The organism is Pseudoalteromonas sp. Angola-30 (assembly GCF_028599215.1).
Classification (GTDB): domain Bacteria; phylum Pseudomonadota; class Gammaproteobacteria; order Enterobacterales; family Alteromonadaceae; genus Pseudoalteromonas; species Pseudoalteromonas atlantica.
The window spans coordinates 19,386-35,064 of record NZ_JAQREI010000014.1 but is presented as its reverse complement, the minus strand read 5'-3'; the positions used below and the strand labels follow the sequence as shown (position 1 = coordinate 35,064).

13 protein-coding genes are annotated in these 15,679 nt (G+C 42.9%); 8 read left to right on the top strand and 5 right to left on the bottom strand.

Features of this window, described 5'->3' with window-relative positions; genetic code table 11:
* Positions 1-45: 45 nt before the first annotated feature.
* The gene (locus tag PSH54_RS15490; protein ID WP_004587548.1) at positions 46-678 is read left to right on the top strand and encodes an OmpA family protein; all 633 of its coding nucleotides are present in this window, start codon (positions 46-48) and stop codon (positions 676-678) included.
* Here PSH54_RS15490 and PSH54_RS15485 read toward each other — a convergent pair.
* On the bottom strand, positions 675-2,453 hold the full coding sequence (locus tag PSH54_RS15485; protein ID WP_273606539.1) for an ABC transporter transmembrane domain-containing protein: 1,779 nt from the start codon (positions 2,451-2,453) through the stop codon (positions 675-677). The two genes, PSH54_RS15490 and PSH54_RS15485, sit on opposite strands and share 4 nt — an antisense overlap.
* 91 nt (positions 2,454-2,544) lie before the next feature.
* Here PSH54_RS15485 and PSH54_RS15480 point away from each other — a divergent pair, with 91 nt between their 5' ends.
* The 5 genes from PSH54_RS15480 to PSH54_RS15460 all read left to right on the top strand — a co-directional run bounded on the left by PSH54_RS15480 (position 2,545) and on the right by PSH54_RS15460 (position 11,291).
* Positions 2,545-2,943 carry a DUF3224 domain-containing protein gene (locus tag PSH54_RS15480; protein ID WP_004587550.1) on the top strand — a complete coding sequence of 133 codons (399 nt, stop codon included), beginning with the start codon at positions 2,545-2,547 and terminating at the stop codon, positions 2,941-2,943.
* A 180-nt stretch (positions 2,944-3,123) separates the two neighbouring features.
* On the top strand, positions 3,124-3,306 hold the full coding sequence (locus PSH54_RS15475; RefSeq protein WP_008168146.1) for a hypothetical protein: 183 nt from the start codon (positions 3,124-3,126) through the stop codon (positions 3,304-3,306).
* Complete coding sequence (locus tag PSH54_RS15470; RefSeq protein ID WP_273606538.1) at positions 3,307-3,924, top strand: LysE family translocator; 618 nt, start codon at positions 3,307-3,309, stop codon at positions 3,922-3,924.
* 166 nt (positions 3,925-4,090) lie between these two features.
* A complete protein-coding gene (locus PSH54_RS15465) occupies positions 4,091-6,964 on the top strand; it encodes a TonB-dependent receptor (RefSeq protein WP_273606537.1) in 2,874 nt (957 codons plus the stop codon).
* Between the two features lie 22 nt (positions 6,965-6,986).
* The gene (locus tag PSH54_RS15460) at positions 6,987-11,291 is read left to right on the top strand and encodes an alpha-1,6-glucosidase domain-containing protein (protein ID WP_273606536.1); all 4,305 of its coding nucleotides are present in this window, start codon (positions 6,987-6,989) and stop codon (positions 11,289-11,291) included.
* Positions 11,292-11,377: 86 nt separating this feature from the next.
* Here PSH54_RS15460 and PSH54_RS15455 read toward each other — a convergent pair whose 3' ends face one another.
* Complete coding sequence (locus PSH54_RS15455; RefSeq protein WP_273606535.1) at positions 11,378-12,127, bottom strand: MipA/OmpV family protein; 750 nt, start codon at positions 12,125-12,127, stop codon at positions 11,378-11,380.
* A 227-nt stretch (positions 12,128-12,354) separates the two neighbouring features.
* Between PSH54_RS15455 and PSH54_RS15450 the strand changes: the two genes are divergently transcribed.
* Complete coding sequence (locus PSH54_RS15450) at positions 12,355-12,894, top strand: PH domain-containing protein (protein ID WP_273606534.1); 540 nt, start codon at positions 12,355-12,357, stop codon at positions 12,892-12,894.
* 5 nt (positions 12,895-12,899) lie between these two features.
* Here PSH54_RS15450 and PSH54_RS15445 read toward each other — a convergent pair whose 3' ends face one another.
* The 3 genes from PSH54_RS15445 to PSH54_RS15435 all read right to left on the bottom strand — a co-directional run bounded on the left by PSH54_RS15445 (position 12,900) and on the right by PSH54_RS15435 (position 15,268).
* Complete coding sequence (locus PSH54_RS15445) at positions 12,900-14,669, bottom strand: alkaline phosphatase D family protein (RefSeq protein ID WP_273606533.1); 1,770 nt, start codon at positions 14,667-14,669, stop codon at positions 12,900-12,902.
* Positions 14,670-14,735: 66 nt separating this feature from the next.
* Complete coding sequence (locus tag PSH54_RS15440; protein WP_004589222.1) at positions 14,736-15,080, bottom strand: rhodanese-like domain-containing protein; 345 nt, start codon at positions 15,078-15,080, stop codon at positions 14,736-14,738.
* Entirely contained in the window at positions 15,080-15,268 is a 189-nt protein-coding gene (locus PSH54_RS15435) for a YgaP family membrane protein (protein WP_004589221.1), read from the bottom strand. Before PSH54_RS15435 ends, PSH54_RS15440 begins: the two co-directional genes overlap by 1 nt.
* 99 nt (positions 15,269-15,367) lie before the next feature.
* Here PSH54_RS15435 and PSH54_RS15430 point away from each other — a divergent pair, with 99 nt between their 5' ends.
* Positions 15,368-15,676: an ArsR/SmtB family transcription factor gene (locus PSH54_RS15430; protein ID WP_024033876.1), complete on the top strand. Its 309-nt coding sequence runs from the start codon at positions 15,368-15,370 to the stop codon at positions 15,674-15,676.
* Positions 15,677-15,679: the final 3 nt, after the last annotated feature.

Genomic DNA, 15,679 nt, shown 5'->3' with positions numbered 1-15,679 from the left:
GTATTTGCATACTCGCTTTATAATTCTTAATGAATAGGACATCACATGACTTTAACTAAATCACTTTTAAGCGTAACCGTAGTAGCTGTATTACTAAGTGGTTGCGAAATGAACAACACAGGCAAAGGCGCCGCAATTGGCGCAGCCGCAGGTGGCGTATTAGGTAAAGCAACGGGTAATCATAAAGACAAGCGCATCTTTATTGGTGCTGCTATTGGCGCACTAGCCGGTGCTGCTGTAGGTGATTACATGGATAAGCAAGAAGAAGCGTTTCGTGATGAACTAGCAGGCTCAGGGGTTGAAGTTGTACGTGAGGGCGATAACTTACGTTTAGTTATGCCATCTAATATTACCTTTGCGACAGACCAATCTTATATTTCATCAGGTTTTAACGATACCCTAAACGCCATTGCTAAAGTAATGAACAAATACGAAAAAACCTACCTAAGTGTGGAAGGCCACACAGATAGCACAGGTAAAGACAGCTACAATATGAACCTATCGCGCGAGCGTGCGCAAAGCGTTAAAAACTACTTAGTGAACCAGCAAATTATGGCTGCACGTATTAGCACTACAGGCTACGGCGAAACCCGCCCAATAGCCACTAACGATAGCGCTAATGGCCGAGCTCAAAACCGCCGTGTAGAAATTCAAATAGTGCCAAACACAGAAGGTTAGTTTTTGTTGAACTGCAATTCACAAAGACGCTGATACAAAGGGGAGCTTGCTAGCAATTGCTGGTGGCTCCCAGTTGCTTTTATTTCCCCATTTTCCATTACTACAATCACATCGGCATGTTTAACCGTTGCCAGCCTATGGGCAATAATCAACGTTGTTCTATTTTGCATTAAATGCTCAAGCGCGGCTTGTACGTGGTGCTCACTTTGCGCATCGAGTGCACTGGTTGCCTCATCTAAAAGCAGTATTTCTGGGTCTTTTAAAATAGCGCGTGCCAATACAATACGCTGCTTTTGTCCACCCGATAGCCTTACGCCTTGCTCACCTAAAAAGCTGTTATAACCTTGTGGTAATTGCTTAATAAATTCATCGGCATGAGCATGCTTTGCGGCCGCATATACTTGCTCGTCAGTGGCGTTTGGGTTGCCGTAACGAATGTTATGCATTACATCTGAGCTAAATAAAATAGGGTTTTGTGCCACCATGCCCATTTTGTTCCTCAGGGTGGTAAGCGATATGTCTTTAATATTTACATCATGAAACTTAATCGCGCCGTGAGCAGGGTCGTAAAAGCGCTGTAGTAATTCAAATAACGTCGTTTTACCTGCGCCAGAGGGGCCTACAATAGCCACTGTTTTACCTTGCTCTATAGTTAAGCTTATTTTGTTAAGGGCGCTTACATCGGGGCGAGATGGGTAGTTAAAGCTAATATTTTCAAGTTCGATAGCGGGGCTGTCAGCCTTTATTAATAGCTTTTTGTCTTGTGGAGTGGCAGGGTTTTCTATTTCACTTTTAACGGCCAGTAATTCAAGTAGGCGCGCTGCCGCCCCAGCAGCTCGTTGTAGCTCGCCGTAAACCTCGGCTACGGTAGCCACCGACATGGCCACCATAATGGCGTAAAACACAAATGCACCTAGCTCACCGCCAGTTATAGTACCTGCCAGTACGTCACTACCGCCTACCCAGAGCATTACGCTAATCGCACTAAAGGTTAAAAATATTACCGCAGCAATTAAAAAAGAGCGCTGTTTAATACGGCTTTTGGCAACGTTAAAGGCTTTTTCGGTTTCAAGTGCAAAGGCGTGTTGCTCACGCTGTTCGTGGCTATAGCTTTGTACTACTTTAATATTTTGAATGATCTCGCCGGCATAGGTGCTTATATCGGCTATTGCATCTTGGCTAGAACTTGCAAGTTTGCGAACCTTTTTGCCAAATACCATCATCGGCACTAATACTAGCGGCACACACGCAACCACTACGAGCGTAAGCTTTAAGTTAGTCACTAATAGCATTACCAAGCCACCCACTAACATTAATGCGCTGCGCAGCGCCATAGAAAAGGAAGAGCCAATAATCGATTGCAGCAAGGTGGTGTCGGTTGTTAAACGCGACATAAGCTCGCCACTGCGGTTTTCTTCAAAGTAACTTGGGTGCAAGGTAACAATGCGATTAAACACCGCTTTGCGAATATCGTTACTAACTCGTTCGCCAATCCACGACATTAAATAAAAGCGGCTAAAGGTGCCCACGGCCAATAAACTAATTAAACCAATAAGCACTAATACAGCTTGTTGTAGCTGGGCTTGGGAGCCAGCAATAAAGCCATGATCTATGACAAACTTAACCCCTTGCCCTAATGATAAGTTAACACCAGCGGTGACTAAAAGGGCGCCAAGTGCCGCCACTACCATCCATTTATACGGTTTAATAAACGCAAAAATAGGTAATAAACTACTAAAAGCGGCTTTTTCGGGCTTAGGGCTTGTTTTTGACATAGTGGATTCTTTTTAAAGGTTAAGGTATAGATATGGCACTAAGATAATAAAAATCAATACTTTTAAACATTAGCATCAATAAGGAAACGTTATGACTACTGCAACCGTAAGTGGAGAATTTAATGTAAATCTGGCCCCAATAGAAGGCTACGCAAGCGGCCAAAACGGCGTTAATTTAGGGCGTATGTCGATAGATAAAACATTTAAAGGCAGCTTAAATGCCACCAGCCAAGGCGAAATGCTAAGCGCCATGACTCCTACACAAGGCAGTGCCGGTTATGTTGCTATAGAGCAAGTAATAGGCGAGCTTGAAGGTAAAAAAGGCAGCTTTGTATTACAGCATTTTGGTACTATGGATAAAGGCCAAGACAGTCTGATTTTAAATGTAATTCCCGACTCAGGCACTCATGAGCTAGAAGGGTTAACGGGCAGTATGAAAATACGTATTGAGCAAGGGATTCACTACTACGATTTTGAATACACCTTATAATACCAATCCGCAATATTACTTAATCATTTTGCGGGCCTAAACGTGTCGCTACCTGCGTTAAAAAATTCTAATTTAGAACAACTAAATAGCGAATTTTTTGCCTAGCTATCAACACGTTTTTCCGTCCTCAAAAAAGATCACTTAAATAAGCGAATTGGTATAAGATACACAAGGATTAAAATGCAAAAAGTAATCGAATTTAGAAAGACCCGTTTTTTGGGTGGCGTAGATATAGCCGCATTGAATGACCGCATACAGGAATTAAATCAAGATGGCTGGAAAGTAATAAACGCAGTGCCATTGACAGGTTTTTATGGCCAAGTGCACGGTTATACATTACTTATTGAAATTGACGAGCTTTAAATGACATTTACAGTATGGTTAAGCCTAGCGGCTATTTGTATGATGGGGGCAATGTCGCCAGGGCCAAGTTTAGCGGTGGTTTTAAAGCACTCACTTAACGGCAGTATGAAAAACGGAATGCTAGCCGCGCTCAGCCATGGTACCGGTGTTGGGTTATACGCAGGTGCATCGTTATTAGGGCTAGGCGCTTTAATGATGCAGTTTCCGACTGTTTATCAAATACTGGTGTATTTAGGCGCAGCTTATTTGGCGTATTTAGGTGTAAAAATATTGCTAGCAAAATCGAGCAATAACGAACTTGAAGTACAAGAAAGTGAAGTAAGTGCTGGCCAAGCTTTACAAGATGGCTTTGCTATTGCCTTTTTGAACCCTAAGCTCGCTATTTTCTTTTTAGCCTTGTTCTCGCAGTTTATTGACCCTCAGTTACTTACTTTAAGCGTGGGCATAATTATGTGTTTAACCGTGTTTGTAATTGATACCGGCTGGTATTTGCTGGTGGCGTTGCTGACAGAGGTTTCAAAAAATCGCTTTGGCTTTACCAAGCAAAGTCCGTGGCTTGATAAAATACTGGGAGTCGTATTTATTGCCCTTGCGATAAAAGTGGTGCTAAGCCTTTAAATCGCGTTCCCGATGCAGGGGCGCGTGCCTGTATGCCCCTGCAGCCTAACCCTCATGCCCTGCATACGTATTCATCACATTAATTTTACCTTTTGGTTACAATTTGTTGGTTGTGTTTTAAACAACACAGCAACACCTGACAACAATAACTCAAAGGTTCACACACATGGACAAGTTTAAACTAAGTGCACTTATGCTGGCTTTATTTGCCGCTAATAGTGCATTGGCTGCAAACGAAGGCTCAACAAATCAATCACCCAGCACACAAGCTGAAGATTTAGAAATTATTGAAGTGCGAGGCTTTAGCCGCAGTTTAATTCAATCTTTAAATCAAAAGCGTTTTAGCGATACGGTGTCAGAACAAATTTCTGCCGATGATTTAGGGGCACTGCCTGATATTTCAATGGCCGATGCACTTACACGATTACCTGGTATTTCAGCGGTGCGAACGGGTGGGCAAGCGGCGCAAATTAATATACGCGGGCTGTCGGGCGGGTTTGTATTTTCAACACTTAATGGCCGCGAGCAAGTATCTACAAGTGGCAGCCGCAGTATTGAGTTTGACCAATATCCGTCAGAATTAATTAGCTCTGCGGCGGTATACAAATCGCCAAAGGCATCGCTTATTGAAGGTGGCGTGGCCGGTACGGTAGAGCTTGAAACCGCCAGCCCACTTAATAATGATCAAACGCATAAATTTGTAGCTAATGTGCGCGGTATGTATAACGACCGCGCCTCAGAGGTATCGGATGCCACAGAATTTGGCGACCGAATTAGTTTTTCGTATCAAGGCAAATACCTAAACGACACATTAGGCGTAGCGCTGGGCTATGCGCGTTTGTTTCAGCCAAGTGTAGCAACGCAGTTTATTGGCCTTGCGTACAACGACACAAAAGACGTTGATGGCGCAGCTAACGACACCAATGGCCCTTTAGCTAATCCAGAAAACGAATACATTAGCGAAGGCTTTGAGCTACAGCATTTAGGCGGCGAAGAAACCCGTAATGGTTACTTAGCAGCTATAGAGTGGGCGCCGGTAGATAACTTTAAATTAAAAGGTGATGCGTTTTTATCGCGCTTTGATAAAGAGTCATTTGCCCGCGGTCTGAGGGTTAAATTAGGCGGGCCAACAGCTGCATATGCTAACGCTCAGCTTGATGGTAATGCCGTAATAGGCGCAGCGGTTAACCGCACTTCGCAAAGTTATACCCGCGTTGAAATAGTGAACGACGACAACCAAGACTTTGACGAAGTAGACAGCTTTGGCGTGAATGCCGATTGGCAGGTAACCGATAGACTAAACGTAAATGCCGATGTGTCGCTTTCTCGCGCAAAAAGTAATTTTAGAAATGGCTTACTGTGGAGCTTAGTAGCAGAAGATGCCAATGCAGAAACGCCAGTATTTGATAACAACGTAGCAATTAACTATCAATTAAACGGCTTAAACTTACCTGACGTTGGGTTTAATCAGGCAGCCGCCTTTAGTGATATAGACCGTGTAATGGTCAGCAAATATGGTATTTACCCAGATCAAACAGAAGATGAAGTAACTGCATTTAGGCTCGACTTTAAATACGAGCTAGAAAGCGACATATTTAGCTCAGTAGAGTTTGGTGCGCGCTACTCAGATAGAGAGTACAGCCGTAAACGCTCGGTATTTGAGTACGGTAACGACGGGGCGTTTTCAGCAACGCAACCCCCTTTGCGTTTAACCGACGATATGGCGTCAGTGGTTGACTGGCAGGGTGAGTTTAGTTACTTCCCTTCGTATTTAGCCATTGATTTAGACAAAGCACTTAACGCATGGTTTCCAGATGGTACGCCAGAGCCTGTTCAAACATGGGGCAACGCCGATGGCGTAGACGACGCGCAAGGTTACACAACTAACTATTCGTGGTCAGTGCTGCAAAGCGGCTCGGTGTTTGAAGATGTGTTAGCTGCGTACGTTATGATAAACATTAACACGCAAATTGCCGGGCTCGACTTATCGGGCAATGTGGGTGTGCGCCGCGTTGAAACCGATCAATCTGCAACGGTACTAGAGAACGTAGCAGGCGATGCGCGCTTAGGTGCGCAAAATATTGTTGATGAGAACGGCATTGTAAATAATTTATACGCACCTAATGTATTAGGCACTAAATACACCGACTACTTACCATCATTAAATTTAAACCTGCAACTTAACGACAATTCACTTGTACGCTTTGCTGCGGCTAAAGTAATGTCGCGTGCGCCAATTAACCGCTTAGCGGGCGATGCCAGTGCAAATGTGAGTGATGATGGGATTATTAATGGTTCAAGTACTAATAACCCATTTTTAAAACCCTTTTATGCCGACCAATACGACTTATCTTACGAATATTATTTTGAAGAAGGTAACGGCACTATCGCTGCGGCGTTATTTTATAAAAATATAGACTCGTTTGTTGAAACCTTATCAATCGAAAACTTCGACTTTAAAGGCAACGGCTTTAACGTTCCTGATTTTATAGAAGACCCCGTTAGTGGCGAGCAAGTTGCCACAACTAACGGTATTTACACCACGGCAGTTAATAACGGTGAAGGTGGCTACATTAGAGGGCTAGAGCTTGCGTATACGCAAGTGTTTAGCTTTTTACCTTCGCCATTTAATGGCTTAGGCGCTAACGCAAGTTACTCATACACAGAAAGTGAAATTGAATCGATTACCAGTTTAGGGGGCGATACATTAGCGCAATCTTTACCTGGGCTGTCTAATAACGTGCTTAATGCCACAGTGTTTTATGCTTTAGACGATTTTGAAACCCGCCTTAATGTGCGTTACCGCGATGAATTTGTATCGGAGCAGGTTGCCATTAACGAGCAAGTAGTTAATTTTGATGCCGAAACCGTAGTCGACTTTCAAACCTCTTATCGCTTTAGCGACTCGCTAACAATGCTTTTGCAAGTTAATAACTTAACCGATGAACCAACCCAAAGTTACTTTGGCTCAGAGCAACGAACAGGGACGACTCAGTACTTTGGTCGTCAGTTCTACCTTGGTTTTACATACAGTCATTAATTAGCAAACGGAGCGTTTAAAAATGAAAATTATAACTATGCCTAAATATTTGCTAATAACGTTAGCGTTAATGCTATTAGCAGCGTGTGGTGGAACAGATGATGTTGAATCTGGTGAACCATTACTTACCTGTAATGTGCCACAAGTCCCTAATGAAGCGGGGACACAATGTGTCGATCCCGAACCTATATCATGCCCTGCACCGACAGTACCTGATGAAAATAACGAAAGCTGTGTGGTTGGCGCCGACCCAACCCTGCCAGACCCTGTGGTATTTGCAGGGGAAGGAGAGGCGGTTTTATTTTACAACCGCTTAGCCGATGATAACTACGAAGGCTACCGATTACATTCGTGGAATAACGAGGTATGCGATGCTTATGCACCGCCATTTGATACCAGCGATTGGGCTAACGGCCACGAGTACGATGGTATTGACCCTAACTACGGTGCGTATTGGATAATTAATCTTAAAGAGGGTTATAACGAATGTGCCAATTTTATTATTCATATTGGTACAGAAGGGTCAGGTAAAGCGTTTGGTGATGTGGATTTAACTATGCCGCTGATGCAAGACGATGAAACCTTTCAACGTATGAACTTTACCATTCATGGTGAGCCTTCGGTGTTTGAATACCCTATTTTAAGTTTGGGCGAACGCGCAGTTGCTATAACAGGTGCTTCAGCGCATTGGATTGATTTAAATACTATTTTGTATAAACCAAGTAACGAGCTTACAAGCCTAATTAAGTTGCATTCATCAGCTACGGCTCAGCTTGAAGTGGATATTGATACTGGTTTAAACGGCGATACTGTTACGCTGCAATCAAGCAGTTTAACTGATGAGCAAGCGGCAAAAGTACCGCATTTAACCACTTGGAACGCTTACGAAGGAAGTTGGGATACAAACACGGCTAAAGCGCTTATAAAGTCGCAGCTTGTTATTGCCGGTTACGATAGTGAAGGTAAGCTGCTAGAAGCAAGCTATGTGCAAACCGCTAAAGCACTCGATGCCCTTTACACACAAGGCGAAGACGACGCTAACGAAGCTGTACTTGGCGTAACTTATGGCAATAACGCGATTGATGTAACTGTGTGGGCACCCACTGCTAATAACATGGTGCTAAACGTGTTTGATGATGCAAAAACACAAGTGCACTCTATACCAATGACATTAAATACACAGACAGGTATTTGGCAAGCAAGTTTAGATATGCAATACGACCGCCATTACTACCGCTTTAATTTTGATGTTTACCACCCACTGACTCAGCAAATAGAGTCGCTTTGGAGTACAGACCCTTACTCACTCAATGTATCTACCAATGGTTTATACAGCCAGCTGATTAATTTAGCCGATGATGACACTAAACCAGAAGGCTGGGATGAGCGTATCGTGCCTACTATTACTAGCCCAGAAGATGCGGTTATTTATGAAGGCCACGTACGTGATTTTAGTGTGCGTGATCAGTCAGTAAGCGAAGCAAACCGCGGTAAATACCTTGCATTCACTGAACTTGAAAGCGTGCCAATGCAGCACCTTAAGCAATTAGCAGATAAAGGCTTAACACACTTTCATTTACTGCCAGTGACTGATATTGGCACCATTGAAGAGGATGCCTCACAGCGTGTGGAAATTACAGACACCTTAGGTAAATTATGTGAGCGTATTAACGATGAAGCTGATGCATGTAAAATCGAAGATAAAAACAGCACCATTGTCGATATTATGCAAAGTTACCTCCCTGGCTCAGATGATGCACAAGCATTAGCCAGTGCGATGCGTGATTTAGACGGCTTTAACTGGGGTTACGATCCGCATTACTTTATAGCGCCTGAAGGCTCGTATGCCTCAAGCCCAGAGGGCATTGCCCGCGTTAAAGAAACCCGCGCTATGGTGCAATCACTGCAAGAAGTAGGACTTCGTGTTGTACTGGATGTGGTTTATAACCACACAACATCATCGGGTATTTGGGACAAGTCGGTATTTGATAAGCTTGTACCGGGTTATTACCATCGCTATAACGAAGTAAGTGGTGAAATAGAGCGCTCAACATGTTGTGAAAATACAGCTACAGAGCATGTAATGATGGATAAGTTTGTTACTGATTCATTAGTTATTTTAGCGCGTGAATTTGGCTACGACAGTTTTAGATTTGATGTTATGGGGCATATGCCTAAATCATCAATATTAGCTGCGCGTGAAGCCGTGCAAGCAGTTGACCCAGATAACTATTTTTACGGTGAAGGCTGGGATTTTGGTGAAGTAGCTAACAATCGTTTATTTACACAAGCTAAACAGGCTGATATGGCAGGCTCAGAGGTGGGTACATTTAATGACCGTATTCGTGAAGCCGTGCGTGGTGGTGCAATGTTTAGCAATAACCCGACAGATGGCAACCTAGCCGAACAAGACACGTTACGGTTATCGCTGGCGGGCAACTTACAAAATTACATTCTAAAAGACTTTAAAGGTAATTCATCTAAAGGTAATAGCTTTACTTGGAATACTCAGCCAACGGCGTATGCACTAGACCCTGCCGATAGCATTCATTACGTATCAAAACACGATAACGAAACACTGTGGGATCAGTTGCAATACAAACATGCATCAAGCATGAGTATTGAGCAACGTGTGCGCGCGCACAACATGGCATTATCTATTCCACTTATGAGCCAAGGCATTCCTTTTATGCAATTAGGCGCTGATTTACTGCGTTCTAAGTCAATGGATCGTGATAGCTATAATGCCGGTGATTGGTTTAATGCTGTTGATTTAACCAAAGAGAATAATAACTGGAACATTGGTTTACCAAACGCAGAGAAGAACCAAGAAAAATGGTCTGAAATTATGCCTATATCTGCTAATCCAGATGCACAGGCAATGCCGCAAGACATAGCTTATGCAGGCGATGTATTTAACGAGTTTTTACAAATACGTAGCAGCAGCCCACTATTTAGATTAACCACAGAGCAAGATGTCATTGAGCGAGTGGGTTTTCATAACGTAGGTAAAGCGCAGCAACATGGCTTAATTGTAATGAACATTGATGATGGCGAAGGATTAACAGACTTAGACCCAGCATTTGATGCGCTTGTAGTGGTGATTAACGCAACCGAGCAAACCCTTAGCCATACTATTGCCACGGCAGCGGGTTTTGAATTACACGACGTATTAAAAAACAGTGTTGATGCAAGCATGGCCAGCGCCAATTTTGCCCAAGGCGATAACGAAGGCACATTTACTGTACCGCCTTACACACTAGCTGTTTTTACTAAAAACCAAGGTGAGAGCCAAGGTGTTGGTTTAAGTGCAAATGCGACCGTAGGCGCGCCTGATGTAGTACCTTATGGCAGCACCGCTGTGTTTGTGCGCGGAACTTTAAATGACTGGGGCACACGTGATGCATTTGAATATATTGGCGAGGGTGAATACCGTATAGCAATTGCGCTAAGCGCTGGCGACTACGAATTTAAAATTGCCTCAGAAGATTGGTCTACAGTTGATTTTGGTGCGCTTACTGACGCTGATAAAGAGGTAGTTGAAAATCAAAGTGAGCCATTAACGCGCTCAGGTGCAAACATGACCTTTAGCGCTGCTATTGATGCAACCTATGTATTTTCGCTTGATGCTTCAAACCCTGAAAATCCAACGCTTACTTTATACAACGAAGAGCCATTTGTAGGCACTGCCATTTATGTGCGCGGTACGCTTAATGATTGGGGAGTAACCGATGAGCTAAGTTATAAAGGTAAAGGCATTTACACCTTTACTAAAACACTGAGCGCTGCAAGCTATGAATTTAAAGTAGCGTCAGAAGATTGGAGCACGGTTGATTATGGCTCGGCTGAGGGAGATGCCAGTGTAATGGTTGGCACCGCCGAGCAGTTGTCGGTTGCGGGGGCAAATATGACCATAGACCTTGCCGAGCAAGGTGAATACCAGTTTATATTTGACGCCAGTGATTTAAATAACGTATCGCTAAAAGTGCTCAACGGAGAAATGTTTGCACAAACACCGGTGTTTATACGCGGCAGCTTAAATGACTGGAGTACTGATAACCCACTTATTTACGAGGGTGATGCAATTTACTCTGCTTCTATTGAATTAGAAGTAGGCGACTACGAATTTAAAGTAGCGTCTGAAGATTGGAGCACAGTGGATTACGGTGGAGCAGGCGATACGCCGGTAGTGGTAATTGATGAACTAACACCACTTGAAGCGGTAGGCGCCAATATAGCACTGAATATTACCGAACAAGGTACCTACACGTTTAATGTAATAGGCCCAGATAGAGAAAATGTAAGCATACTTATTAATAAGCAGTAGCAGTTATATTTTCCCAAACCTAAGCCGAGCATAGCCCTGTATGCTCGGCTTTTTTAATGCCTAATTAATACCTAACAAAAGGGATATTAAAAACGATAGTTAACCGACATCATAACAGTTGTGGTGTTATCGGTATCAATAATGGGTGAGTCTTCAATATCAGAATCGAGCTGCTTATAGTTAACCATGGCATTTACGTTCCAGTTTTTATTAATGTAATACATTAAAAATAAGCCCGCATTGTAGTTAACCGTAGAACCAAATTCGTAAGGCGCATAGGTGGTAGATTCGCCCTGTGCTACACCATAATAATAGTTAGATACATCACTGCTATTTACCTCAAGACCCACAGAAGGAATGAGCATTAGTTGTTTAGATAACTTAATAGGGTAACTGTAATTGGTTTTAAATTTAGCGCCATCGCCGTGGCCTATTACATCATGAGTAGCACTGGCGCTTATTTTACCAAAGCTTGCAGTGTAACTAACCTGCGTACCAGCGTAGAGTGATAGCTTTCTATCGTCTAAGGTTTTTATGGCTGCAAGGTCTGAATCTGAGGTATCAAAGTTATCACCTGGCTCTAAAACTAATGACCAGTTAAAACCTTGCTGCTCCACTAATTTATAATCAACCGACAAACCTTTAAAACTAAGCCTTTCACCTTCGTAAGTAATGATAGGTAAAAATAGCGTTTCACTGTCGGTACCTGCATAAGGTGAGCTGGTAGAAATGACACCGCCCCCTAATGAAAACTGCGACTCAGCTTGAGCAGTAATACTGCCAAGTGCAAGTGTGCCAACTAATAACCGTAGTGAGTTTTGTATATAAGTGTTCATGGGAGCCTTGGTGTTAAGTAAAAAGTGAAAATTGTTTGCGATAAGTAAAGTGTGCCGCAACGCTATTAGGCTTTAGTGTAGCTATATTTTTGATTGGCGTTTGTAAGAGAGTGTATGAAAGTTTATCTGAATGTAAGTGGCTAAATTGCATTGAAGACGTTGATCACATAAGTTGAATAAAGGCATACGTTTGATTAGATTAATAAAATGGGAATGAGGATAAACCAATGAGTAACCCTATCTTAAAAAGTGCCAGCTTTGATCCCAAAGTGAAGCAATACTGGATGACCATGGCATGCTTTTTTAGTGCCGTTGCATTAGTGACCATTCCACTTATACCTGTGGTGTTATTTGTTGTATGGCTGGTGGCAGGTAAAATTTTGGCCGCTATGTCGGCGCAATTACTCACGCAAAAGCTAGTTGTTAAACGCGGCATTTTATTTAAAGAAGAAAAATCTATACCACTTGAAAAAATAACCGATGTGGGGCTGAACCAAGGGCCGCTTATGCGCTTTTTTGGGTTATACCGCTTAAGCTTTGAAACTGCAGGGCAGTCGGGTCATGGTGCATTGGTGTCATTACTTGGTGTTGAAAATGCCAGTGAGTTTAGAGAAGCCATACTTGAGCAAAAAGATAACTTAGCTGCGCAAGCCCCTAAAACACAGGAGCTTGCTGAAAATCACCTCAACCAAGCATTACTTGCTCGCTTAGTTGAGGTAGTAGAGCGCATAGATACGCGTTTGGCAGCTTTAGAAGCGAAGCGTTAAGCGTTTTATAATTGAGCCTGACCTGCCAGCATGCTTAGCTCTTTGGTACGGCTTTCAACAACCTGATATTCGCGCGCTTTAATTGTACTTATATAATTCCACTTAGCACTGGCTTTTGCAGGTGTAAATGTAACGGTTAAATAGCCGCGCTCCACTAAATTATTATAAGCAAGGTCATCAACTAATAAGGCAATTACTTGCTCTATTTGCGCTACGGTTTGCGCATCTTGTGTGTTTAGCGCTAAATATTCTTCAAGCCCTGGTGATGAAACCGATGCCGTTGCAAATTCCACCCCAGCATTTTGTGAGGCTGCAATAGGGTTACTGGCATCAGTTTTAAGCTGTCCCGCCCAGCCGTTATGAGTATCTCCGGCTAAAACTACTAAGTTTTTTTGTGCTGCAACAGCGGTACCTAATAATACTTCTCGCTCGTAGGCATAGCCATCCCACGCATCAAGGTTATACGGTATGGTGGTTTGAACACGGGCAAGCTCTGCCTCGGTTACACTTGGGTCGCCCGCTAATACACGGCCTTTAATTTGCGCCAGCTCTGCAAATAATACATTGGCCTGTGCGAGCAATTCACTTGGATCGCCTCCGTTTGCCTGAGCACTTTGTAAGCTAGCAAGTAGTAACATGACCTCTACTGGTAAGTGCATTTTTGTCATTAGCACTTGTTGCCCTAACACTTGCCACTGTGTGCTTGAGGTAGTGATTGCATCGCTAAGCCATGTAAGTTGTTCGCTGCCTAATAATGCACGGTCTGTTGCGCCTATTGCTGCAGCAAATGCGCTTTGCCCTGCAGGGGAGGTAAGATCAAAATCACTATAGTTAAGCTGCTCATCACGCGCTAATACACGGGTATCTAGCATGTATAAAGAGACTAAATTACCAAACTCAAAGCGTCGGTAAATACGCTCTTTGTCGGCTACATTACGAATTGGCATCCACTCAAAGTAGGCTTGTAGTGCATTGAGTTTACGTTGGCTAAATTCGCCTTCACCTTCGTTATGATTTTCTGCGCCTTCGCGCCATGTGTCGTTGGTGATTTCGTGGTCGTCCCACACTGTTATAAATGCACAGTGGCTATGGGCTGCTTGTAAGTCGGCATCGAGGCGATAATTTGCATAGCGTTTTCTATAATCGGTCAGTGCGATAATTTCGCTGCTGTTATCTAATGGTAGCAGTCGCTCTAACTGTTCGGCGTCTTCGGTTGCATAACCCGTATTGCTGTATTCGTATATGTAATCACCTAAGTGCAGTACCGCATCTAAATCGCTTTGCTTAGCAATTTCGCTATATACATGAAAATACCCCGCAGGATAATTTGCGCACGATACAACGGCTAATTTCACCTGATCAACCGCACCGACAGGAAGCGTTTTTCCTTGTCCGATAGGGGAGGTTTTTCCATGTGCATTAAAGCGATAGTAATAAACGGTGTTGGCATCAAGCCCTTGTAAATCAACTTTAAGAGTAAAGTCGGTGGTATCACTGATATGTGTTTCACCATCGTGAACAATATTTGTAAAGCTTTGGTCGGTGGCGGCTTGCCATTGTACTTTTAACGATTTAGTTGTTACATCGAGTGGGGTTACACGGGTCCAAATAATTAAGCTATCGCTTAGCGGGTCGCCGCTGGCAACGCCGTGGTCAAAGCTAACGGGTGTGTCGTCATCATCGTCAAAACGACAGCCTGTTAAACCAAGTGATAATACGGCAGCGCCAAATCCTGCTGCCGATGCTTTTAAAAAACTTCTCCGTGTAAATGCCATTGCTTTGTACCTGTAAAGTGTAAAAAGCAAAGTGTAGGCAATTTAGGTTACTTTTTTGTGAAGCAATTAAAAAACTTCACTTACTTGCGTTGCATTACACGTAATAACGGTAACGTTTTCGTAGCCGACGCGGGTTAGCGCTTCTGCACCTAAAGTGGCGCGGGCACCGCTGGCACAATGTAAGTAAATAGGGCGTGCAGCGTCTTTTTCTATTTCCATTAGCTTCATTTCGAGTAATCCGCGTGGAATATTTATTGCCCCTACCGCAGCTACATTGGCATGCTCAGCGGGTTCGCGTACATCAATAAGTAAACCTTTATTTTGTTCTAACTCTTGCTTAGCTTGCGCTGCATCAATACGGCGTTGGTTAGGTGTGATAATTTTTAGTAAATCAGGAATTGAAGTAAGCATTAGTCTGTAAATCCTCTTTTGCGCAAAAAAGTCATTAATGGGCACCATTTAGTGTAGGCGGATTGCACTAAGTTAATACCAATAAATAACGTTAAAAATTGAAAGTTACTATCAACAAAGTAGCTTAAAAGCACAGAAATTGTAACGGCACTTCCGCCAATTAAGAGTATGGCGTCACTTATTTTCATGAATTGACCTTAATATTAGTTTTTTCTAATGTTAATTATATTAGAACTTACTAATGTAAAAGTCTATAATTAAAACACGCAAAATAATTAAGTATCACAATGAATATTGAACAACTTGCAGAAAACGCTCAGCAGGCAGAGCAATTTTTAAAATTAATGGCAAATAAAAACCGTTTAATGATTTTATGTAGTTTATTGCAAGGTGAACAAAGTGTAGGTGAGTTAAATCAAAATGTTCCGTTGGCGCAGTCTGCTTTGTCTCAGCATTTGGCGAGTTTACGTAAAGCCCAGCTAGTGGCAACTCGCCGTGAGGGACACACAATTTATTATTCGTTAATCGACCCAAAGGTTGAGTCGATTATTACGTTACTTTACGAATGGTTTTGTAAGCAAAGTACGGCTGAGTAATTT